This is a genomic window from Sphingosinicella sp. CPCC 101087 (assembly GCF_004151485.1).
In the GTDB taxonomy this organism is placed as follows: domain Bacteria; phylum Pseudomonadota; class Alphaproteobacteria; order Sphingomonadales; family Sphingomonadaceae; genus Allosphingosinicella.
In genome coordinates, this window is sequence record NZ_SBFF01000001.1 from 1 (window position 1) to 21,045 (window position 21,045).

The window sequence follows — 21,045 nt, forward strand, 5'->3', positions numbered from 1 at the left end:
AAAATGTGAGCGCTCACATTTGCAGATGGAGCGTCGATTCAGGCCGAGCCAGTGCGCGGCCGGGATCCTCGAATGCGCAACAAGACGCACCGGGGGAGGAGCCGATGACCTACCGAACGATACGCCGCTCGCGTACGCAGATCCTGCTGCGCACCGCCACCATCCTTGCCGGAGGCGTGTTTGCCGCTGCCGGCGCGGCAGCATCGGCCCAACCGGCGCTGCCGGACCAGACGGAACCCGGCACCGAGCCGGCGCCCCTCGCGCAGAACGAGGAGGCGATCGTCGTCACCGGCATCCGCGCCAGCCTCGCCAATGCGGCGACGGCCAAGCGGGAGTCGGTCGGCTTCACCGAGTCGGTATTCGCCGAGGACATTGGCGACTTTCCCGACACGAACCTGGCCGAGTCGTTCAACCGGGTCCCCGGCATCACCATCACCCGCGAGATCACCGGCGAAGGCCTCAACATCGCCATTCGCGGCCTCGGCACCAACTTCACCCGAATCCTCCTGAACGGTGCGCCGGTGGCGATCGCGTCGAGCGGCCGAACCGATTCGCAGAACACCAACAGGGAGGTCGACCTCGACCTGTTCCCGAGCGAGTTGTTCACCCAGCTGACGGTCAACAAGAGCGCGCTTGCCAGCATGGTCGAGGGCGGCGCCGCCGGCACGGTGAACATGCGCACCGCCCGGCCGTTCGACCGGCCCGGCATGCGCCTCACTTATTCCGGCCAGCTCACCAACAACAACAATACCGATCGCTGGGGCGGGCGCGCCTCGATGATCGCCAGCGGCACCTGGGGCGATTTCGGCGCCTTGGTGGGTGTCGCTGCCGTGCGCAACGAAGTGCGCGTGCGCGGCTTCGAGACGATCGGCTGGACCAACGCTAACCTAACCACCCCCCAGTCGCTCGCCATTGCGCGGCGGGGCCCGGACGCCGTGCCGAACGCCCAGGATATTGCCGACGCGCAGTGCCGCGCGGGCAGCGGCTGCAACAGCACCGGCGGCGGGAACTGGTCCATCCCCGGCGTCGTTCCTCCCAATGCCGGCAACGGCCTGGTCCCTGGCACTGTGATCAATCAGGAATTCCTGCTGGCCAACAACCCCGGCCTCTCGCTGCAGCAGCTCGACAACGCCATCATCCCGCGGCTCGGGCGCCCGGCCGAGGAGTTCGGCCGCAAGGACCGGATCAGCGCCATCCTCGCGCTGGAATGGCGGCCGAGCGACGACCTCCATTTCTATCTCGACTCGATGTACGGCCGGCGCGAGAACGATCTCGAGCGGATCGATATGAACTGGGTCGGCCGCAACGGCGCGATGGTGCCGATCAATCTCCAGGTCGACCGCGAGGATTGCGACGGCGGCTGCGTCGTCACCAGCGGCACCTTTGCCAACTCGCAATGGTTCCTCGAATATCGGCCCTTCCTCGAGGACGTCGAGTTCTGGGGCGTGAACCCCGGCATGGAATGGCAGATCGGCGACCGCACCCGCATCGATCTGCAGGCGAACTGGACCGAAAGTACCTTCCATCGCGAATCGCCGACGGTGCTGGTGACGACGCCCGCAAGCTCGGGCGTGACGGTCGAATATACCAATGACGGCACGACCCCCGTGATCGATACCAATGTCGACCTCAACGATCCGGCCAATTTCGGCTGGGCCGGCGGCCGCGTGAACATCCAGGACGAGCGGCGCAAGACCAGCACCCGCGGCATCCGGGGCAATCTCTTCTGGGGCGAGGACGAGTTCAACATCCGCATCGGCGGTGCGTATGACGACGTCCGCCGCCGAATCCGCGCCTTCGACAACAGCCAGGCGTGGCAGAATGCGGTGTGCGGAAATCAGCCGAACGTCTTCGTGCCGGGGCCGAACTCGCAGCCGCCCTGCCAAGGCCTCAATCAGCCGGGCGCCGCCCCGCCCGGCTATCCTACCTACCCTGCCCTGGGCACCGGCTTCAGCGCGGGGATGTCCGGGCCAGTGAGCTATGGTGGATCGCTGATCCCGCAATCAGCCCTCTCTTCCTATCTCGTGCCAGGGCCGAGCGGGTTCGTCACCGTCGACTGGGACCGGTTCCGGGCGGATTCGAACTATGACGAATTCCATGACGCGGCGCCGGAAGTGGTCGGCGCCAATACCGGCGCGAGCGCCGGCTCGGTCCGCGAGCAGACCCTGGGCTTCTATGGCGAGTTCAACGGCGACACGATGTTCCTGGACCGCCGCTTCCGATGGAATATCGGCCTGCGCTGGGTGCGGACGGACCAGACGATCGGCGGCTTCACCTCGATTCCCGATCCGCGCAATGCCGATTTCCCGAGCAACGATCCCGCGACCGACGGCGCCCGCTATCCGAACATCCTCAGCTTCGTGTTCAGCGAGAATCGTTACGAGAATTGGCTGCCGGCGGCGAACTTCGCTTACAACGTGCTCGAGAACGGCGTTCTCCGGCTCGCACTGTCGCGCACCATGACCCGGCCCAACCCGAACGCGATGCTTCCGGGCGTCAATTTCACCAATCCCTCGGCCGACGTCGGCACCCGCGGCAATCCCGCGCTCGATCCCTTCATCTCGGACAATATCGACCTGGGATTCGAATATTATCTCGGCGCCGAGAGCTATTTCGCGCTCGCGGCTTTCCAGAAGAAGGTCGAAGGCTTCACCGTCAATGGCAGCGTCACTCTGCCGTTTCGCGATCTCGAGCCGTTCGGAATCACCTTCGACACGCTGACTCCGACCCAGCAGGTGGCGATCAATTCGCGCGGCGGTCCCGACGTCGCCACGGTCGTCCTCACCCAGCAGGTCAATGCCGAAGGAGAGCTGAGAGTCCGGGGTCTCGAGGCGACCTGGGTCCAGTCGCTGGATTTCGTGACCCGCGGCATGGGCATCGAGGGCTTCGGCTTCTCGGCCAACGGCACCTATATCGACCAGGACGGCGAAGGCGCCGCGCCGGCCGTTGCCGTGGGAGTCGCGCGCTATTCCTACAATGCCAGCTTCTATTACGAGAATCACGGCATCAGCGCGCGGATCTCGACGACCTGGAACGAAGGCTCGCAATCGACCAACCCGAACCAGAACGGGATCACCGATGCCGCCTTGTTTACCAACGACTATCAACAGTGGGACTTCTCGTCGAGCGTCGACCTCGCCGAGATCCTCGATACACCGAACCTGCCCGAGCTGACCTTCGACGTGGTCAATATCTTCGAGGCGGAGCAGCGTTCCTATTTCCAGTTCGATAATGCGGCCTTCACCGTCTACCAGCCCGGCCGCACCGTGCTGATCGGCCTCAGAGGAAGCTTCTGAGGCGCTGAGCTCCCCGGGGGAATGGCGGGCGGGCGCCGCAAGGCACCGCCCGCTCTTTTTGGGAGCATGAAAGTCGAGGGGGCGCGAAAAGGAGGAATTCCGATGCGCACCACGGCAATGGCGGCCGCCCTTCTGGTCCTGACGCAATGCGCGCCTGCGCAAGATCCGATGACGGCCGCGAGTGGAAACGAGTCGGCGATCGACTGCATCGATCTGGGCGCGGTCACGAGCCGCGCTGCCGAGGACGAGCGGACCATCCGTTTCGACATGATCGGCGGCGCCGTCTACCGCAACCGCCTGCCCGGCCGCTGTCCGGGCCTGCAGAGCAGCAGCCGCGGCTTCGGCACCCTCGCCTTCGACGTCCAGGGCAATCGCCTGTGCCGCGGCGACCTCCTGCGCGTGGTCGACTCGGCACGCGGAAGCGGCGGCTATCGCAGCGCCGTCCCCTGTCCGCTGGGGGACTTCATCCCCGCCGAGCCGGCGCCAGGGGCACGATGACGGGGCTGGACCTTGCCGCCGGCATGCACCATTTGGGCAGCGGGCCGGGTTAGCTCAGCTGGTAGAGCAACCGCCTTGTAAGCGGTAGGTCGTCGGTTCGAGTCCGACACCCGGCACCATCAGCCCATGATCACGCCTTCGCTCCCGGGCGTTTGGGCCCGGAAGCGCCCGACGCCTTTGCAACCTCTCCTCATGCCATGCTGCTACGCTGGTGGATGATCTCCACGGCTGGATGAGGTTGATGCGCCCGATAGTCGCGAGGCCCATCGACAATGCTGTCATGCCTCATCAATTTCAGGCCCTTAGCGGATCGCGAACCAAGGAACGGAGGGCCAGGCGGGACGTTCTTGATCTTTGGCGCGCGCACGAAGAGCGGACGCTGGGGTCGTGTATCGCGAGCCTCTCCTTCCGGCGATCTTCGCAAGATGGAGAGCAATTGTGGATCACGAGCGTGAGAATGGCAAAGACTCCCGCGTCCTGACGAACCGTCAAGGGCATCCTATCACCGATAACCAGTCTACCCGCACCGTGGGCTCGCGTGGCCCCGCAACGCTCGAAAATTACCAGTTTCTCGAAAAGATCACCCACTTCGACCGGGAGCGTATCCCGGAGCGCGTCGTCCATGCGCGCGGTTTCGTCTGTTATGGCGAGCTCGAGGTGACGGGAAAGATCGGTGACGAGCCGGCATCGAAATATACGCGCGCGAAGCTGTTCCAAGCAGCAGGCAAGAAGACGCCATTGGCGATCCGCTTCTCGACCGTCATCGGCGGCCGCGACTCTTCCGAAACCGCACGCGATCCTCGCGGCTTCGCCGTCAAGTTCTACACCGAGGACGGCAATTGGGATCTCGTCGGCAACAATCTCGCCATTTTCTTCATCCGGGATGCGATCAAATTTCCGGACGTGATCCACTCACTGAAGCCTGACCCGGTCACGTTCCGGCAGGACCCGAACCGCATCTTCGACTTCATGAGCCAGACGCCCGAATCGATGCACATGCTTACCCACTTGTTCAGTCCGCGCGGGATCCCGGCGAGCTACCGGCACATGGAGGGATTCGGCGTCAACACCTACAAGATGGTCAACGAGGCCGGCGACACCGTCCTGGTCAAATACCATTTTCACCCACGCTGCGGGATCGCCAGCCTGACGGCGGAGGAAGCAGCCAAGGTGCAGGGGCAGGACCTCGGCTCGGCTTCCAGGGACCTCTACGAGGCGATCCAACGCGGCGAGTACCCGCAATGGGATATGTACGTACAGATCATGGAGGACCATGAGCATCCGGAGCTCGATTGGGATCCGCTCGACGACACAAAGATTTGGCCGGAGCACGATTTCCCGCTTCGTCACGTCGGCGTGATGACGCTCAACCGCAACGTCGAGGATCATCACAACGAGAATGAGCAGATCGCCATGGGTACCGGCGTGCTCGTCGACGGCCTCGATTTTTCCGACGACAAGATGCTGGTCGGACGAACCTTCTCCTATTCGGACACGCAGCGCTACCGGGTCGGCTCCAACTATCTCCAGTTACCGGTGAACCAGGCGAAGAATGCGAGGGTCGCCACCAACCTCACCGGCGGGCAGATGTCGTACCGCCGCGACCTGGCCGAGGGGCAGAACCCCCACATCAACTTTGAACCCTCCATTCACGATGGCCTGCGCGAGAGCGAGCGCGAGGAGCCGAACAACCCGCCCGAGATTCGCGGTCGGCTTACCCGCAACGTCCTCGAGCGGCGCAACGACTATGTCCAGGCACGCGGTCGCTTCAATACGATGATGGAATGGGAGCGCGACGATCTCGTCTTCAACATGGGTGACCTGCTCGGCCAATGCGAGCGTGACGTGCAGGAGCGGATGCTCTGGCACTTCTTCCTGATCCACGATGAGTATGGCGATGGCGTTGCCCGAAGGCTCGGGATGTCCGCGGACGACGTTCGCCACTTGGAGCCGCTGCCGGGTCAGGTGCTCACCGACGAGGATCAGCGGCGCCTCCAGAACTTCGGGCGCAATGGTGACAGGATTGATCCCACCGTTTGGGGCCAGTGGACGAGTTCCGTGAAGAACCACCGCGCAACGGCAGAGGAGGTCCTGGGAGGCATGACAAGCGCACCCACGACTTCGCCCGGAATGGCGACCGCGGCCGAGTGAAGCCCGCGCACCGTCTGATCAGGTTGCGGGCATTCGAAAGGACGAGCGGACTGCTCCGGCCGACACGCTGAGCGGCCGCGACGAGCGGCATCTTTAGCTTGATAGAAGCTTGATTTTCAATCGGAATTCACCCGGAACGCACCGCTTCCCGACCCGTTGGCAAATCGAGCGCGGCGCCACCGCCTCCCCCCATCGAAAGGAGCAGCGCATGAAACTGAAGCCTCTGGAAGAGCAGACCTTCGTCATCACCGGCGGCTCGTCGGGGATCGGTCTCGCCACCGCGAGGATGGCGGCTGAGCGCGGCGCCACGGTCGTGATCGTCTCTCGGGACGAGGAGGGCATGCGCCGCATATGCGATGAGCTACGCGAGCATGGCGGCCGCTGCGACTATGTCGCCGCCGATGTGGGCGAACGCGACCAGGTGCGTCGCGTCGTCGCATCGGTGATCGAACGTCACGGCGGCTTCGACACCTGGGTCAACAATGCCGGCGTCGGCGCCTACGCCAAGCTGGAGGAGCTGTCGGACGAGGACCATGAGCGGATCTTCAAGACCAACTATTGGGGCGTCGTCTACGGTTCGACGGAGGCGCTGAAGCACCTGAAGGAGAGAGGCGGCGCGCTGATCAACACCGGCTCGATCTCGTCGGAAATGCCCGCGCCGCTCCTGTCCGCCTACACCGCCTCGAAGTTCGCGGTGAAGGGCTTCACCGACTCGCTGAGGCTGGAGCTGATGCACGACGAGGCGCCGGTCTCGGTGACGCTCATCCAGCCGAGCGGGATCCATACGCCGTTCGGCTATCATGCGAAGAATTATATGGACGCCGCCTCGAAAGTGCCGCCGCCTGTCTATGCGCCGGAGCTGGTCGCCGAGGCGATCTGCAGTGCGGCGGAGCATCCGGCCCGCGATGTCATCATCGGCGGCGCGGGACGGATCATGACTACCGCGTCGCGGCTGTTTCCCCGCCTCACTGACAAGCTCTACTCCAACCTGTTCTTCGTCACGGCGAAGGACAAGAGCCGCCCGCCGCGCGAGCATCACGGCGGGTTCGCCGAGGCAGGCAGCTCGGGCGAGCTATATGGCGACCAGCAGGACAGCATGAGGAAAACCAGTTTCTATACGGCGTTCCAGAACAAGCCGGCGAGGACCCTCGCCACCGTCGCCGCAGTGGGCGTAGCGGGGGCGGCAGTGACTGGTTTTCTGTTGCGGCCGAGGGCGGTTGGCGAACAGCAGCCCACCGTTTCCAAGCGCGAGCCCGCATGACCGCAGCCGACTGGAAGATCGGGTAAGGTGCAACGGCCCCGACACCATCGCGGCCGCGCCGCGCTTCGAAGCAGGCAGCCATGGCCGGCGGGGCATCGATGCGACGAAACTCGGGTAGGGCGATTTCTTCTTCCTGTGTCGGCCGAAGGTCGAATGGCACGAGCGGGAAGCACTCGCCTTGTGGAGAGCGAGGATTGCGGATCAGCGGCCGCCAATGCTCGATCCGCGATGCGCCGCCCGGCGAGCCTCCTGGGAGCGACGAACTCGAGAATTCGCCGGGTTGGCGCGGCGCGTGGACGGAAAGGCGATTGCGACAGATCCGATCCGCCCCGGGCAAGGGAACTGATCGGCGAATGACCCTGGTTCGAAGGCTTGCCTTCCGCTCCGCCGACGTCTCTTAAGCGCGGAATGCCTTCCGTCAGCCCCGAAATCGCCCTGCTCGCCATTGGGGGTCTCCTCCTCGCCACCGTGCTGGCCGGGACGCTGTCGAGCCGGTTCGGACTGCCGGCTTTGATAGGCTTTCTCGGCTTGGGGATGCTCGCGGGTGTGGACGGCCCCGGTGGGATCGGCTTCGACAATTACCTGCTGACCCAAGGCGTCGGCGTCGCCTGCCTCATCTTCATCCTCTTTTCGGGCGGACTCGACACGGACTGGCGGGACGTTCGGCGCGTCGCGGCCCCGGCGCTGATCCTGGCCACTCTGGGGGTGGTGCTAAGTGCCGGCATCACCGGCCTCGCCTCGATGCTCATTCTCGGCTTCGGGCCGTTCCAGGGCTTCCTCCTCGGCGCAGTCATCGCCTCGACGGACGCGGCCGCGGTATTCGCTATCCTCCGTTCGACCGGCCTCGACCTGCATGGCGACGTACCGGCGTTGATCGAGGTCGAATCCGGGTCCAACGATCCGATGGCGATCTTCCTCGTTGGCGCCGCGCTGCTGTTCCTGTCGGCGCCCGGCACCTCCCCTTTCGCACTCGTCCCGCAATTCTTCGTCCAGATGACGTTGGGCGGTGGGATCGGTTTCGGAGTCGGGTGGCTGATGCCCGAAATCCTGAAGCGCTCCCAGTTTCGGCGTGGCGGCCTTGCCTTCGTCGTCTCGATCGCCGGCGCCTTGATCGCTTATGGTCTCGCCGAGACGTCCGGCGGTAACGGCTTTCTCGCCGCCTATGTGGCGGGCCTGGTCGCCGGTAACCGCTCCTATGCGGCCAAGCGGATCGTCTCCACCTTCCAGGACGGAATGGCCTGGCTCTCGCAGGTGGTGATGTTTCTCACGCTAGGGCTTTTGGTCGCCCCTTCGAACCTCGTGGACGTGATTGCTCCCGGGTTGGCCATCACCTTCGTCCTGATGCTGGTTGCGCGACCGCTCAGCGTCTTCATCTGCCTCGCGCCCTTCCGCCGCTTCGGCTGGCGCTCGAAGCTGTTCGTCTCCTGGGCAGGCCTCCGCGGCGCCGTGCCGATCGTCCTCGCCACCTTCCCCATCGTCGCCGGAGTGCCGGGGGCGTTCGCCATCTTCAACATCGTGTTCTTCGTCGTTCTGCTTTCGAGCGTGATTCAGGGACCAACGATCAACTGGATGGCAGAACGCCTGGGCATCGGCTCTCGGGAGGAGTTGCGCGAACTGGCCCCGGATCCGGGATCCATGACAATGGAGGGTGAAAACTGATAGGCTCGCTTTGCAGGAGAGGAGGGAAGGTCGGATCACGAGTCGCGCGCTCCTCGCGCTTCTAGCGTCCGGACTTGCCGGCTGCGGTGGAACCGGCGATGCCGACCCCTCGCCGAAGATGACCCACTTCCAGATCGACGGCACGCATTTTGCGGTGCCCTCGCGGCGCGTCGTCTCGATCAACCGAGATCCTCCGGGGTTCGTCCGCATCAAGGATTCCGTGTCTCCGGTCGAGATCGTTTACCACTCGAGTCTCCAGGGGAAGACTGACCCGCACGGAGCGCCCGTGCTGTTTTCGATCAACGATGGCGCCTATCCCCGCATCGTCTACGGCCGCACGGTCGGAGGCGCGCTCGTGGTCTGCCGCGTCGCTCTTGCTGCGCCGGTGGGCGGGTGCGCTTCAGCCGTTGAATTCGAAGGCAGCGTCTGGACGGTCCTTTTCCCGGAAGGCCGAGTCGGCGAGGCGGACGCGTTCCGCCGGAGGGCCGAGGCACTCCTCCGAACGTTTGCCGACGCGAGTGAGCGGCCGGACCGGCAATGACCAACGGAACGGACTTCGACTGCGCATATGCATGGCATCAGCCCTCAGCCGCCAAGCACGGCCGCCATCGCGAACGGCGCCGCGATCAGCCCGCTGAGCGAACTAAGGACAAGAAGCATGGCAGTGGTGCTGTCACGGCCTGAGCGCCGCCACTGCCTTAGCGACAACCCAAAGCTGGTTGCCGCAAGCACGAGCCATGCGAACGGGACGATCCGCGCGGCTGCCGGTGGGAAGGAAACCCACACGAGATAGCTGTAGTAGGCCGCTCCGAGGATGATCGACGCAACCAGCAGGGCAGCGGGGATGCGCATATATTCTTCCCTCCTTCGGAAGCGCCCGGACGAGCTGCGGGGCGCACGGAGGGAAACCGCATTCCGCCGTCGGGGCCGGATGACGAACGATGCCGCGGGCGTTGAACGAAGCTCTGGCCGACGAGGACCCGAAGCGAATTGCCGGAGTTGCTCACCTAGACGCCCTCGGCAGAAGGAGAAAGGTGGCATGCTGAACGTTCAGAAAGCCAAGCATCGTACGATCGAAGTGGACGGGGTGAACCTGTTCTACCGCGAGGCGGGAAAGCCCGACGCGCCCGGCGTGCTGCTGCTCCACGGTCAGCCAAGCTCATCGTACAGCTTCCGCGCCGTCATCAGTCCCCTGGCGGAGGTAGCGCGGGTCGTGGCGCCCGATCTGCCCGGATTCGGCTTCACGCAGGCGCCGGCCGACTACGAATATACGTTCGACGCTATGGCGAGGACGATCGACGCTATGGCGCGGAAGATCGGGCTCGATCAGTTCTTCCTCTACGTCCACGACTTTGGGGCGCCGGTGGCCTACTATCTGGCGCTGGCGCGTCCCGATCGTGTGCTGGGCCTCATCATTCAGAACGGCAATTGCCATGAAGAGGGCCTCGGCCCGGACTGGGACGCACCCAAGGCCTATTGGTCGAATCCCACGCCCGAGACCCGCGAGAAGCTCCCGGAGTGGCTGAACTTCGAGGGGGTGCGGCATACCTATGTCGGCGACATTCCCGATCGGCTCATACCGCAATTCCCGCCAGAAGGTTGGCATCTCGACTGGGAACGAATGAGCCGGCCGGGCCTCGTCGACATACAGTTCCGGATCTTCGAGGACTATGGGCGTTACGTCGCCCGTTTCCCCGAAATCTCAGCCTATCATCGCGAGCATCAGCCGCCCGCGCTGCTGCTCTGGGGCCGGCACGATCCCTATTTCGAGATCGACGAGGTACTCGCTTACGCCCGCGAGCTCGACCGGCTCGACATGCACATCTACGACGCGGCGCACCTCCTGCTCGAGACGCACCATCAGGAATGCGCGACGCTCATGCGCGAGTTCATTCTGGACGTGCAGGCGTGATGGCCAGGCCGATCGGCGCCATTTCGGCAGCCTGCAAGCTCAGCAAAAGCTGATCGCCGCGGCCGGCAATCGCCGTCAGGCGCACGTCTCGCAATGCCCGGCGTGGCCGTCGCGAGGGCCTCGGAGCTCAAGGAGCCGACCGGAAGCAGACCTCGCCCGTTCGGGAGAACCAGGAGGCACGTGTCAGCGATGCGCGGTGACGCCGCCGTCCTGTTGGATCGCGGCTCCGTCGCGACACGCCTGCGGAACGAGCCCGAGCACCGACTCGGCGAGCGGCACCAGTTCGGACCTGAACCGCTCCGTCCTAGTCGTCAGCGCGGCCACGGCGCGCCGCCGGCGCGGATCATAGTAGACCAGCGTTCCCCAAAAGCCGCTGTGCGAGTAGACCTCGCGTCCATCGACAGCCTGGGCGAAGAGACCCAGCCGATAGCGTTCGGCCCCAACATGCGTGCCCGCCTTGGTCATCGTCCTCAACGTCTCTGGCCGATCGAAGATTTGCCCCTCGAACAAGGCCGCGAACCAGGTTGCCAGGTCGCGCGCCGACATCACCAAGCCGCCGCCTCCGAAAAGGTCGAAAGAAGGATGCACGTCCGTGGCGTCCTGCCCCTGAAAATATTGCCGCGCGCGCGGTGCGACGCCGGCAGGCGCGTTTTCGGCTGTTTCCCACCAGGTCGATTGCAGTCCGAGGGCATCGAAACGCAGGAGCTCGCGAACGGCGGCCGCAAGGGGCCGGCCGGTCCTGCGCTCGACGATATCGCCGAGCAGCACGTAGCCGATATCGGAATAGAGGAACATTTCCCCCGGCTCGCCCTGCGGATCGTCATACTCTGCCATGAGCTGGACGAGCTCATGCCGGGTCCAGCGATGATCGGGCGCGGCGAGCACGGTAGTGATGAAGCGGCGGTCTCCTCCCTGGTCATAGAGACCCGCGCTGTGGCTGAGCAGATGGCGCACGGTGATGCGGTCCGGATCGTACCCGTCGGATCTTAGAATAGCGATGAGTTTAGGATCGACGAGCCCAGGAATCGCCGCGTCGAGCTCGATCAGCTCTTGCTCGTACAGCCGCAGCACAGCGGCGGCGACAAAAGTCTTGGTGTTACTCGCGATCCGTACCGGCGTGTCGACGCTCATCGGTCGCCCGGTGGCGGGATCGGCGGCCCCTGCGGCGATAGCCAAGGGACGCGGAACCCCCTCCCCCGTCACGTAGAGCGCCATGGGCGCCTCGACGGCTTGGCGCAGCTGATCGATCGCGTCCTGCTGGGCCTCGGCGGGCAGGCCCCCGATGGGTGCGCAAAGGGAGAGGAGGAGCGAGGGAAGGATCATGCAAGGAACTCCCGTTGATTTCAGACCATCGACCGTTGGGCGCCGCTCGGCGTCGCAGTCCCTCGCCCATCGGGCGGCTAGAACGCGAAGCTGACTATCTCGACCTTCATATAGGCCTCAACGGCCAATCGTCCGCTCTCGCATCGGATACCGGATGCCACGATCTGGCCCCTCCGGCCGAAACGTGCGCGAGCGAAACGGGTGTACGGCATCGCCGCGAGCGTGGGGACGTCGGCGCGTCAGGGCTCTCCCACCCAGTGGCCGTCGTGGACGAATAGAGCCCCAGCCTTCGCAACGGTTCGAATCCGGCTGGGATCGAGGGGACCGACACCGATCTCTCCTTCATAGAGGATGAAGTCGGCATGGCTTCCGACACGCAGGTTCCCTGCCGAAAGGTCGCCCAATGCCTGTGCGCCGGTTTGCGTGGCGGCACGAAGCGCCGACTCCACGTCGAGCCCAAAGGTACGCCAGGCATTCAGCTCCCACCAGATTCCCGCGGCCTGAAAATGGGCGGGCGATCCGACGTCGGAGGCAATAGCGATGGGAGCGCCGGTTCCGCGAAGTTGAGCGAACTTGCGCGCAAGCCGAGGGTAAGCATCGAGCGTCGCCGCGACATAAGGAAGCTCGGCCAGCTCACGACGAGCCGTCGCGAGCACCGCCGCCGCGTCGGGCGGTGCCATGAACTCGAAATGCTCCGGCGCCTGGACCAGGGCAGGATCGTCGAAGAACGCGCGTAGCCGGTGTGCATATCCGAGGGTGGGCGCCAGCGTCGCTCCACTCGACGCCACTCTCGCCAGAAGGTCCGGAGGATAATCCGCTGCGGAAAGGTCGATATAGTCGAGCGTGTCGGGTCGGATCGTCAGGACCGCAGCAAGTTCCTCGAAATCGGCACCCGAGCCCATGATGCGCAGGCCGCGCCTGCGGGCCGCGCTCGCAAGTGCCTGCAGAACGCCTGGCCCGAAACGATGTGCCTCATGTATCGGAATCCAGTCGAGGCCCGCAGCCCATATCCGGTCTATCTTCGCGGCTGCGTCCTCCGGAGACCTGACGCCCCAAAATGCGCTTTCCTCGCGCTCGGGCGTAGCGCCGCCGAGACGCGGGCCGCCGACCTGCAGGCGCGGCAACGGTGCGCATGGGTGCGCCGCCCGCCGCTTAAGGTCTGCGCCGGTCTCCAGGCTGGAGAGGTGAAGGCGACCACTCGTAACGCCGGACCGCAACAACTGGCGGCCGCTTAGAGCGGCAGTGTCCCGCGGCTCCGGTCCCTGCGAAGGCAGCCCACGAACCGAGAAATGTATGTGCAGATCGACGAAGCCGGGGAGCAGCGTATGATTGCGAGCCTCGATCAGCCGTGCGCCAGCCGGCGGCCGCAGCGAACCTGCCTGGCCGACACGCACGACGCGACCGTCCGCGAACAGCACGTCGCGATGCTGAACGCCGTCGCCGGCCGCCCAGAGCATGGCGTTGCGCACAAGTATCGGCGATGTGTCGCAAGTCGGATTTGCCATTCCCGACGACGCGGTCAAGGCGACAAGGCCCGGCGCCATGAGACGTGCGGCGAGCATGCCAAGGCGCCGCCGGGACCATCCCGTGAAATTCATCTGTCCGGCTCCAGCGTCACCTCCCGAACGATCGTTCGACGGGACAAACGTCCCTCGTCGAGAACTGCGTCGAAGCAGACGTGCGACGCCCAGGGATGGCAGCCGATCCCGGCCGGGAAAGGACTGAGCCAATGCCTCAGAGATCCGCCGCCAGGTTCGATCGACGAGAGCTGCCATGGCCGTGGCGCTCAATCCCGCTGCTGCTCGACATCCCAGATGTCGAGGATGCGTCCATCGTGCACCCTGTAGATCGTCAGCGTCTGGATCGGCCCCGTGGGAGCATGAAATACGCCCCGGGAGACAACGAGTTCGCCCAGCGACAGCATCCCGAGAATCTCCGCGCGTGTCTTGTCGGGACGCGAGAAGATCTCTTCGTAGACCCTCCGCCGGCTAGCGGCATCAGTGACGGTCGCGCTGGGGCGATCGGCGAGCCGGTGCGGGTCCTCGGATCTGCGAAATTGTCGGGCGTCCGGATGGAACAGGCAGAGCCAGGTCTCGAGGTCGGACCGATTGCCGGCGTCGAGCAGCTTGCGCACCACTTGCTCGGGCGCTGCTTCAGGGTGCGTGCATTCACCCGGACCCTGCAACGGCGCGGCTGCGGACGAGACCGTGGCGAGAGAGACTGCGGCCATAAGCGAAAACCCAACCCACGGCATCGATTCACTCCCAAGCGTCAGGGGCGTGCTCAGACATCGGCCAGGGCGAAGGGCGAGAAAACCGGAAAATAGTCGGCAAGGGCAAGGCCGGCTTAGTCTTCGATGGATCGATCGTCGGCGGGAGGTGGGCGATACACATCGTGCAGCCACTATGTGGAGCGCGTGGCGGCCAGGCGACAGGCGTCAAGGAATGTTCTTCTAGTCCGGGCGACGTTCACTTTCCGGGTGATGCTGGTGATGTCTCTGCACGGCAGGACGGCAATGCACCGACACGGGCAGTCTCGCATCGGCCGCTCGTCATTCCGCCGGAATAGGCGCGACCTCGACAGTCCTCGTCAGCAGTGGGCGGGCGGCCTCCACGTCGGCCGCAGCCTCTTCGAGGAGCCATTCTCTGAAGGCGCGGACCTTCGCGATCGCGGCCTGCGTGCGCGGATAGGTGAGCCAGTAGCCGCGGCCGTCGCTCGCCACCAAGTCCAAAGGCATGGCGAGGCTCCCGGAGAAGATCTCCCTCTGGAAGAATATCGGGGAGACCATCGCAATACCGTGCCCTGCCACGGCGGCCGACACATAGAGATGCTCGGCGCCCAGATGCGTTCCAATCGCGCGGTCCAGGTCGACATCGGGCCGCGCGACGGCACCGAACCACATCTGCCACCAGTTGCGCCGTCCGAGCAAAGGGACCGCCGGGCCCTCACCCTTGAGGAAGGCCGACGCCTGGGAGATGATGGCGGGGCTGCAGACCGGAGTGAACAGGTTCGGCATGAGGAAATCGCTGCGCAAGCCGGGCCACGTGCCGAGGCCGCTGCGTATCGCAACGTCGAAATCCAGAGCGGCGAGGTCCGCAACCGGCACGCTCATGTCGAGCTGCACCCGCACGGCGGAATGGCGCGCCCTGAAGCGCCCGAGCTTCGGGACCAGCCACGACGCCCCTACGGTTGGCAGGGTTGTGATCGAAAGTTCGTCCTGTGCCCGATCGGCGACTTGAGCGATGCCGGTCCGCATCGTCGTGAAGGCTGCAATGATCGCGGACGCGAGCAACTCGCCGTTGGCTGTCAGCTCCACCCGTCGCGGAAAGCGTTTGAACAGCGGCAGTCCGAGCCGCGCCTCGAGTTGCTTCACCTGATAGCTGACCGCCGCCGGGCTCATGTGGAGCTCGGCCGCTGCACGCGAGAAGCTGCCGAGCCGGGCTGCGGCCTCGAAGGCCCGCAAGCTGGGAAGCGGAGGAAGGGCCGGCACGGACATGAAGTTGGAGAATCTAGCTTGGACGCCAGGATTCGCATAGGCTCCGAACGGCTCCTGACGCGTCAGCGGCCAGACCGGACAGGCATATATCGTTCGTGCCGGCGCTATCAGCCGGACTCGCAGGCGCGAATGCCGGCGGCCAGGTCACGTTCCGTCGAGAGCGCCCGTACGACATCCAGGTGACGATCGCTGGGGATGACGTCGACGCCCATGTCCGCAAGCTCGCGCCACAGCGAGCCATCGTCCGACTGCCGGTCCGCGACGAACAGGGTGCCGAACATGGCGGGAATGCCGCGCCGGCCGAGTTCGGCCCAGAGCGCCGGCGCGCGCTCGTCTATCCCCTCCAGACCCGTCCAGGCGGCAAGCTGATCGACATTGACCCCCACCAGCCGGAGTACCTCCAGATCTTCGAGCGACTGGACAGGGAGGGTGACGGCAATCTCCGGGTCGATTCGGTGGAGCGTCCGCGCCTGCGACGGGCGGTAGAGGTTCACCATGGTATAAGCGCGCGCGTCAGCCGCCGCGATGGCGCGAGCGATGCCGGGAAGCGTCCGGTCTTCCTTGACGTCGATGACGAGGATCCCGCGCCCGCGTATCGCCGCGATCGCCGCTTCCAACGTGGGCACGCGAAACGCGGTTTCCCTCCCGTCATTGTCGACGAGGCGGAGCGCCTGGATTTCGCTCCACGAGCGATCGGCGACCTTCCCTTCGCCGGTGGTCGTTCGGTCGAGCGTGCTGTCGTGCATCAGCACGAGCACCCCGTCGCGAGTAGCACGAACGTCCACCTCGATCAGCACCGGCGCCTGCGCCAACGTCCGGGTGAAGGTCTCGATCGCATTCTCCGGGTAGCCCGGCGCCGGACCGCCGCGATGGCCGCTGGAGAGCACGACCTTGTTGTCGGCCAGGCATTTCAGCAGCCCGATGGCGGAAGCATGGCCGTTGCTCAGCGGTACTGCGGGCTGGACGGAGACAGGGGCGGCAGCGAGGAATACCGCCAGGACAGCGTTGAACGTCATGATCCGGCCGCCTTCAGAACGTTGTCGTGAGCCGCAGCAGCGCGGTGCGGCCGTAGGTGGAGTCGCCGAGCTTCTCCTCGTAGAATTTGTCGAAGAGGTTACGAACGCTGGCGTCGAGCCGGACTCGCTCGGTGAGCTCCCATGACGCACTGACGTTCAGCAAGCCGTAGCCGGGCATGCGATAACTGGTCGGATAGTCGCTGAAGAAACGGCCGCGCCAATAGGCGTCCGCCGTGACGCTGAACCGCTCCGTCGGCCGAATGGTCACCGCCGCGCTTCCTTCGTTCCGCGGCCGGCCGAACAGTTGGGTCGAGGACGAGACCAGTCGGACCGACATGTTGGTATAGTTGAAGGTGAAGTCGATCCAGCGGGCCGGACGCACCGCCATCTCGACCTCGATGCCGCGCATGCGCACCGGACTGTCCACGTTCTGCGGCGAGCTGATCCCGGTCGCCGGATCGGTGATGTTGAAGATGCCGTCGGTGGCCTTGCCGCGATAATAAGTGAGGCTGAGGCTCGCCAGGTTGCTGGCGAGACGCAGGTCGACGCCGGCGTCCCACATCCAGCTGCTCTCGGGCTGGAGGTCGGGATTGCCCTGGAAGGTAGGCGAGGATCCGAGCAACTGACGCAGGCCCGGTGCTTCGGCCCCCGTCCCGTAGCTCGAACGGAGCTTGACGCCGATGCCCGGCAGCCAGGCGCCCGGCAGGTTATAGGCCCCCGATGCCCGCCAAGTCGTGTTGCCGCCGAACAGCTCGTTGTCGTCGTGGCGGATCGCGCCCGAAAGATAGGCGCCCTGGAACAATCTCAGATGGGCGGTGGCGAAGAGGCCGGTCTCGGAGATGGAATCGTTCACGGTCGCAAATCCGCCGCCGGTCGGCTGCTCGAAGCGCCCCTCCTCCCGCTTGCGCTCGATCCCGCCGAGCAGATAAGCGCCCGCACCGAGATCGTAGGTTGCGTAATAGGCCGCCTCGGTCGTCTGGCCGTCGCTTTCCTGGCGCGACTCCGGCGCCAGGGAGAGCGAGGAAGCATCGACATAGGAGAGCTGCGCAGTGTGGGTGAGACGCCCGTCCAGCGTCTCCAGATTCGCCCTTACGACCCCGAACAACTGCTCCGTCTGCACTTCGCCGGGGCTGTCCTGGAACAGGAATGCCGGCAGACCGTCGGGATTGTCCGCAGGCAGAAAACCGTTGTCGACCTCGTTCGTGCTGTCGATATATTGAAGCCAGCCTTCGACACGCAGCGTCTCGGTCACGTCCCATTCCACGCGCCCGCTCAGGGTGAGATTCTCGTAGCCGTCGCGCTCGACATTGCCGGGCGGGCGACTGGCGAGCGAGATGCCGTCGGTCCGGTAATAGGTGGCCCCGAGCGAATAGCCGACGTCGCTCAGGCGCCCCGCCGACGAGGCGGTCAGCTGGGCGCTGTCGTGGCTGCCATACATTCCGGAGATGCGCAGATAGGGATCGCCCTGCGGCCGGCGCGTGATGATGTTGATCACCCCCGCCGACGCATCGCCGCCATAGAGGCCCGACTGCGGCCCCCGCAGGACCTCGACCCGCTCCACGCCATCGAGGAAGAGGTGCTCGAGCCCATATTGATTGTCGGCCTCCGAGGGATTGTTGAGCCTGATTCCATCGATCATCACCAGCACGTGCTTGGTCGTGAAGCCGCGCATTCGCACCTGGGTGTTCTGGCCGATTCCGCCCGACCGGGTGATAGCGACGCCGGGCACGCGCTGGAGCACCTCGTCGACCGTGGTCAGCTGCTGCCGTTCGATCATCTCGGCCGTGAAGACGCTTATCGCGGCGCCCTGCTGCTCGATCGGCTGCTCGCGACGTCCGGCCGTCACCACGATCTCTTCTCCGAGGGGGTCGTCGGGCCCTGCCCCCTCGCTCTGCGCGTCGGCCGGAGCGGGTGCGACCAACATGAGTGCGAGCAAGGATGAGCCTGCCGGGAGGCAGAAGCGAAGCTTATCGATCATCGGCAATTTCCCCTTCGAATGTCGAAGGGGCGGCTAGCCGCGTTTAGTGACTCTCCGCGGTCGGATTGGTGCAGCCGATGCGACGGCTCCACCTGAGAACGCATATTCTGTCACCGGATTGACCCGGAAGGCCGCTAGCCTCCGACACGACAGAGGTGGCATCGGGTGTCCCAGGCGAGAGACGAATATTGGCCGCGCCTGCTGCGGTCCTTCCGTGCCCGCGAGGGGCTCACCCAGGCCGCGATCGCCGACCGGCTGGGCGTGGATCAATCGACCGTATCCCGATGGGAGCGAGGCGTGGACCAGCCTGCGCTGGCCGCAAGGCGAAACCTGCGCGACACGTTCCGCATGTCGTTCGCGGGTCGGCAGGATCGCGCGATCCGCTCGCGCATCCGTCACAGCGCCTGGCCGCAGACCTTGCTCCGCAAGGGCGCGGTGTTCCTGGAGGCGAGCAGCGCGCTGATAATCGAGGCCAGGGTTCCGCTGCCCGACTTGCGGGGTCGTGCAATCTACGGCGTGTTCGGCCCGCAGACGGACCAGGTGACCGAGCAATGGGAAAGAAGCGGATTGTTCCAGGGCGAGCTCGCCTTGTGCATGACCGTCAACGCACTGGAGGTCGGCGCGCCCGGCGAACATATCTACATCCGTAGCCTCGATGCCCCGCATTTCTCGAACGACGATGGAATCTGGAGCGTCTCGGAGGTCAAGCAGATCAGTCGCGCCGAATATGATGCCTTCATCCGTGATTACGGCGGAGCGATGATGTCGATCCCGTTCGAGACGCTGTCCTGAGACGTGGAGGCTGCACGCCGCGCCATCCCGCATCGAGATGATCACGGCCCCGCCCGTGTCGGAGATCACGCGGATCTTCGTCGGGGCGATACGGAAGATTAACCGGCCGGTGGCACGTCGCAGGCGACTGTGAACGGCGTCCCGATTGTGCAAACATGCGGCGGGCGGTGAAGAGGGAGGGGAAAACGGCGACGGCGGGAGGCCTCGACGGCGAGACGCCGCCGTTCGAGCGGATCGTGTCGGATCACGGCCCGCTCATCTCGCGCATAGCCATGTCCTACGAGGCCGATCCGGCCCTGCGCGAAGATTTGACCCAGCAGATCTTCCTCGCCGTCTGGCAGGCGCTGCCGAGCTACCGCGCCGACGCCTCGCTGAAAACGTTCATCGCCCGGATCGCCCAGAACCGCGCCATCTCCTTCGTGACCCGCCAGGTCCGGCAGCCTCCGGTGGCCGAAATGCCCGAACGAGTCGAATCCGATCAGCCGACCCCGGAAGACAAGGCCATCGTCGCGAGCGAGCGGCGCAGGCTGATCGAAGCGACGCGGCGGCTGCCGCTGCCTCAGCGCGAGGTGATCATCCTCGTGCTCGAAGGATTCAGCTATGCCGAGATTGCCGACATGCTGAACATCGCCCCCAACGCCTTGGCGCTGCGGCTTTCGCGCGCCAAGGCCGCACTCAAGAAGATGCTGGAGGGGACGCCATGAGCGACCTCGATCTCGAGCATCTCGGCGACGTCTGGCGCCAGCGCCCCGATCCGGCGGAGCTGGCCGAGCTGAGGCGAACGGCCGAGACGGTACGCCGCCGCGCCAAATGGGGGCAACGCGTCGATACGGCCGCGGCCGTGGTCGTAGCGGGCGTCGTCGCCTTGCTCGTCCTCCGGAACCCGAAGCTCGACACTTTGCTGGTCGGCGGTGGAGCGATCCTGCTTCTGTTGGTCAGCCAGGTCCGCCAGCGCCGGCTGCGCGCTGCGGAGATGCGCAGCCTGACCGGAACCACCGAAGAGATGCTCGACCAGACCATCGATCGCGTCAGCCAGACCTTGAAGCGGAGCCGGCTGGGCCTTTTCCTTGCCGGACCCGCGATCCTGATGGGACTCCTTCTCGCCTACGTGGTCGAGGGTAGTTCGGGCGGCGAAATCTCGTCGCGCATCGACGCCGTTCCGGGGCTCGGCACGCTGATACAGGTGGTGGCCGGCTTAGGCTTCGCAGCGATGGCGGTCCGGATCTTCCGGCAATATCGCAGGAGCCAGCGCGAACTGGAGCGACTGTCCGCGCTGCGGGAGGCCTATCGCCACGAAGGCGATTCCACGACCGAGGCGTGACGCACGGACCCCGCCGTTTAGCGAAGTGTCAACGTTTGGGTGCCAGACGATCCTCCCTAACATGCGTCAATTCGAGGAGGGCATAAAAGTGAACCGTGCACCGGAACATGTCGGCATCAAGGTCGAAGACCTCCCTGAACTCGAAACCGAGGTTTCGATCTCCGGATCGTGCAAGCAGCAGGAAGTCGGTGGAATCGTCTGCATGGGGATTGCCGCCGGAGTTGCCATCTACGTTGCCAACTAGACGCTGATACTTCCTCGCGCTGTGCCTGGCCGGCCGCGCGAGGAGGGCAAGATCATTCGGTGGCCCGGAGGGGCGGCCGCACCGCCCGGTGAGCGGCA

The 21,045-nt window shown here is 65.2% G+C and carries 18 protein-coding genes and 1 tRNA gene; 12 read left to right on the plus strand and 7 right to left on the minus strand.

Annotated elements, in window-relative coordinates; all coding sequences use genetic code 11:
- Positions 1-104 precede the first annotated feature (104 nt).
- The 7 genes from EKM57_RS00005 (at position 105) to EKM57_RS22090 (ending at position 9,406) form a co-directional block, all read left to right on the plus strand.
- Positions 105-3,296 (plus strand): TonB-dependent receptor, encoded by a 3,192-nt coding sequence (locus tag EKM57_RS00005; RefSeq protein WP_129790425.1) that lies wholly within the window; start codon positions 105-107, stop codon positions 3,294-3,296.
- A 102-nt stretch (positions 3,297-3,398) separates the two neighbouring features.
- Positions 3,399-3,794, plus strand: coding sequence for a hypothetical protein (locus EKM57_RS00010; protein WP_129790426.1), 396 nt, complete (start codon positions 3,399-3,401; stop codon positions 3,792-3,794).
- Positions 3,795-3,837: 43 nt separating this feature from the next.
- A tRNA-Thr gene (locus EKM57_RS00015) sits at positions 3,838-3,913 on the plus strand.
- A gap of 319 nt (positions 3,914-4,232) precedes the next feature.
- The gene (locus EKM57_RS00020) at positions 4,233-5,945 is read left to right on the plus strand and encodes a catalase (protein WP_206185230.1); all 1,713 of its coding nucleotides are present in this window, start codon (positions 4,233-4,235) and stop codon (positions 5,943-5,945) included.
- 208 nt (positions 5,946-6,153) lie between these two features.
- The gene (locus EKM57_RS00025) at positions 6,154-7,206 is read left to right on the plus strand and encodes an SDR family oxidoreductase (protein ID WP_129790427.1); all 1,053 of its coding nucleotides are present in this window, start codon (positions 6,154-6,156) and stop codon (positions 7,204-7,206) included.
- A gap of 408 nt (positions 7,207-7,614) precedes the next feature.
- Positions 7,615-8,865, plus strand: a complete 1,251-nt coding sequence (locus EKM57_RS00030) for a potassium/proton antiporter (RefSeq protein ID WP_129790428.1) — start codon at positions 7,615-7,617, stop codon at positions 8,863-8,865.
- Positions 8,866-8,983: 118 nt separating this feature from the next.
- Entirely contained in the window at positions 8,984-9,406 is a 423-nt protein-coding gene (locus EKM57_RS22090; RefSeq protein WP_129790429.1) for a hypothetical protein, read from the plus strand.
- A 44-nt stretch (positions 9,407-9,450) separates the two neighbouring features.
- Here EKM57_RS22090 and EKM57_RS00040 read toward each other — a convergent pair whose 3' ends face one another.
- Positions 9,451-9,717: a hypothetical protein gene (locus EKM57_RS00040; RefSeq protein WP_129790430.1), complete on the minus strand. Its 267-nt coding sequence runs from the start codon at positions 9,715-9,717 to the stop codon at positions 9,451-9,453.
- Positions 9,718-9,904: 187 nt separating this feature from the next.
- Between EKM57_RS00040 and EKM57_RS00045 the strand changes: the two genes are divergently transcribed.
- Entirely contained in the window at positions 9,905-10,777 is an 873-nt protein-coding gene (locus EKM57_RS00045) for an alpha/beta fold hydrolase (RefSeq protein WP_129790431.1), read from the plus strand.
- A gap of 183 nt (positions 10,778-10,960) precedes the next feature.
- On the opposite strand, the gene EKM57_RS00050 is transcribed toward EKM57_RS00045, so the two are convergent.
- From EKM57_RS00050 to EKM57_RS00075, 6 genes are all read right to left on the minus strand, one after another.
- Complete coding sequence (locus tag EKM57_RS00050; RefSeq protein ID WP_206185231.1) at positions 10,961-12,100, minus strand: serine hydrolase; 1,140 nt, start codon at positions 12,098-12,100, stop codon at positions 10,961-10,963.
- 239 nt (positions 12,101-12,339) lie between these two features.
- A complete protein-coding gene (locus EKM57_RS00055; RefSeq protein WP_206185232.1) occupies positions 12,340-13,605 on the minus strand; it encodes an amidohydrolase family protein in 1,266 nt (421 codons plus the stop codon).
- A gap of 281 nt (positions 13,606-13,886) precedes the next feature.
- Positions 13,887-14,330 carry a nuclear transport factor 2 family protein gene (locus EKM57_RS00060; protein ID WP_165357117.1) on the minus strand — a complete coding sequence of 148 codons (444 nt, stop codon included), beginning with the start codon at positions 14,328-14,330 and terminating at the stop codon, positions 13,887-13,889.
- 321 nt (positions 14,331-14,651) lie between these two features.
- A complete protein-coding gene (locus EKM57_RS00065) occupies positions 14,652-15,596 on the minus strand; it encodes a LysR substrate-binding domain-containing protein (protein ID WP_129790434.1) in 945 nt (314 codons plus the stop codon).
- Positions 15,597-15,703: 107 nt separating this feature from the next.
- The gene (locus tag EKM57_RS00070) at positions 15,704-16,612 is read right to left on the minus strand and encodes a glycerophosphodiester phosphodiesterase family protein (RefSeq protein ID WP_129790435.1); all 909 of its coding nucleotides are present in this window, start codon (positions 16,610-16,612) and stop codon (positions 15,704-15,706) included.
- A 13-nt stretch (positions 16,613-16,625) separates the two neighbouring features.
- Complete coding sequence (locus EKM57_RS00075; RefSeq protein WP_129790436.1) at positions 16,626-18,590, minus strand: TonB-dependent siderophore receptor; 1,965 nt, start codon at positions 18,588-18,590, stop codon at positions 16,626-16,628.
- Positions 18,591-18,755: 165 nt separating this feature from the next.
- On the opposite strand from EKM57_RS00075, the gene EKM57_RS00080 reads away from it, so the two are divergent.
- From EKM57_RS00080 to EKM57_RS21695, 4 genes are all read left to right on the plus strand, one after another.
- The gene (locus EKM57_RS00080) at positions 18,756-19,382 is read left to right on the plus strand and encodes a DNA-binding transcriptional regulator (RefSeq protein ID WP_129790437.1); all 627 of its coding nucleotides are present in this window, start codon (positions 18,756-18,758) and stop codon (positions 19,380-19,382) included.
- A gap of 167 nt (positions 19,383-19,549) precedes the next feature.
- Complete coding sequence (locus EKM57_RS00085) at positions 19,550-20,086, plus strand: RNA polymerase sigma factor (protein WP_206185233.1); 537 nt, start codon at positions 19,550-19,552, stop codon at positions 20,084-20,086.
- Positions 20,083-20,703, plus strand: a complete 621-nt coding sequence (locus EKM57_RS00090) for a hypothetical protein (RefSeq protein WP_129790439.1) — start codon at positions 20,083-20,085, stop codon at positions 20,701-20,703. Before EKM57_RS00085 ends, EKM57_RS00090 begins: the two co-directional genes overlap by 4 nt.
- 88 nt (positions 20,704-20,791) lie before the next feature.
- Positions 20,792-20,947, plus strand: a complete 156-nt coding sequence (locus EKM57_RS21695) for a hypothetical protein (RefSeq protein WP_165357118.1) — start codon at positions 20,792-20,794, stop codon at positions 20,945-20,947.
- Positions 20,948-21,045 lie beyond the last annotated feature (98 nt).

Excerpts from the sequence above, each read along its gene's own strand:
- EKM57_RS00005 (WP_129790425.1), top strand. The coding sequence starts at position 105 with ATGACCTACCGAACGATACGCCGCTCGCGTACGCAGATCCTGCTGCGC.
- EKM57_RS00010 (WP_129790426.1), top strand. The coding sequence starts at position 3,399 with ATGCGCACCACGGCAATGGCGGCCGCCCTTCTGGTCCTGACGCAATGC.
- EKM57_RS00025 (WP_129790427.1), top strand. The coding sequence starts at position 6,154 with ATGAAACTGAAGCCTCTGGAAGAGCAGACCTTCGTCATCACCGGCGGC.
- EKM57_RS00030 (WP_129790428.1), top strand. The coding sequence starts at position 7,615 with ATGCCTTCCGTCAGCCCCGAAATCGCCCTGCTCGCCATTGGGGGTCTC.
- EKM57_RS22090 (WP_129790429.1), top strand. The coding sequence starts at position 8,984 with ATGACCCACTTCCAGATCGACGGCACGCATTTTGCGGTGCCCTCGCGG.
- EKM57_RS00040 (WP_129790430.1), bottom strand. The coding sequence starts at position 9,717 with ATGCGCATCCCCGCTGCCCTGCTGGTTGCGTCGATCATCCTCGGAGCG.
- EKM57_RS00045 (WP_129790431.1), top strand. The coding sequence starts at position 9,905 with ATGCTGAACGTTCAGAAAGCCAAGCATCGTACGATCGAAGTGGACGGG.
- EKM57_RS00050 (WP_206185231.1), bottom strand. The coding sequence starts at position 12,100 with ATGATCCTTCCCTCGCTCCTCCTCTCCCTTTGCGCACCCATCGGGGGC.
- EKM57_RS00055 (WP_206185232.1), bottom strand. The coding sequence starts at position 13,605 with ATGGCAAATCCGACTTGCGACACATCGCCGATACTTGTGCGCAACGCC.
- EKM57_RS00060 (WP_165357117.1), bottom strand. The coding sequence starts at position 14,330 with ATGGCCGCAGTCTCTCTCGCCACGGTCTCGTCCGCAGCCGCGCCGTTG.
- EKM57_RS00065 (WP_129790434.1), bottom strand. The coding sequence starts at position 15,596 with ATGTCCGTGCCGGCCCTTCCTCCGCTTCCCAGCTTGCGGGCCTTCGAG.
- EKM57_RS00070 (WP_129790435.1), bottom strand. The coding sequence starts at position 16,612 with ATGACGTTCAACGCTGTCCTGGCGGTATTCCTCGCTGCCGCCCCTGTC.
- EKM57_RS00075 (WP_129790436.1), bottom strand. The coding sequence starts at position 18,590 with ATGATCGATAAGCTTCGCTTCTGCCTCCCGGCAGGCTCATCCTTGCTC.
- EKM57_RS00090 (WP_129790439.1), top strand. The coding sequence starts at position 20,083 with ATGAGCGACCTCGATCTCGAGCATCTCGGCGACGTCTGGCGCCAGCGC.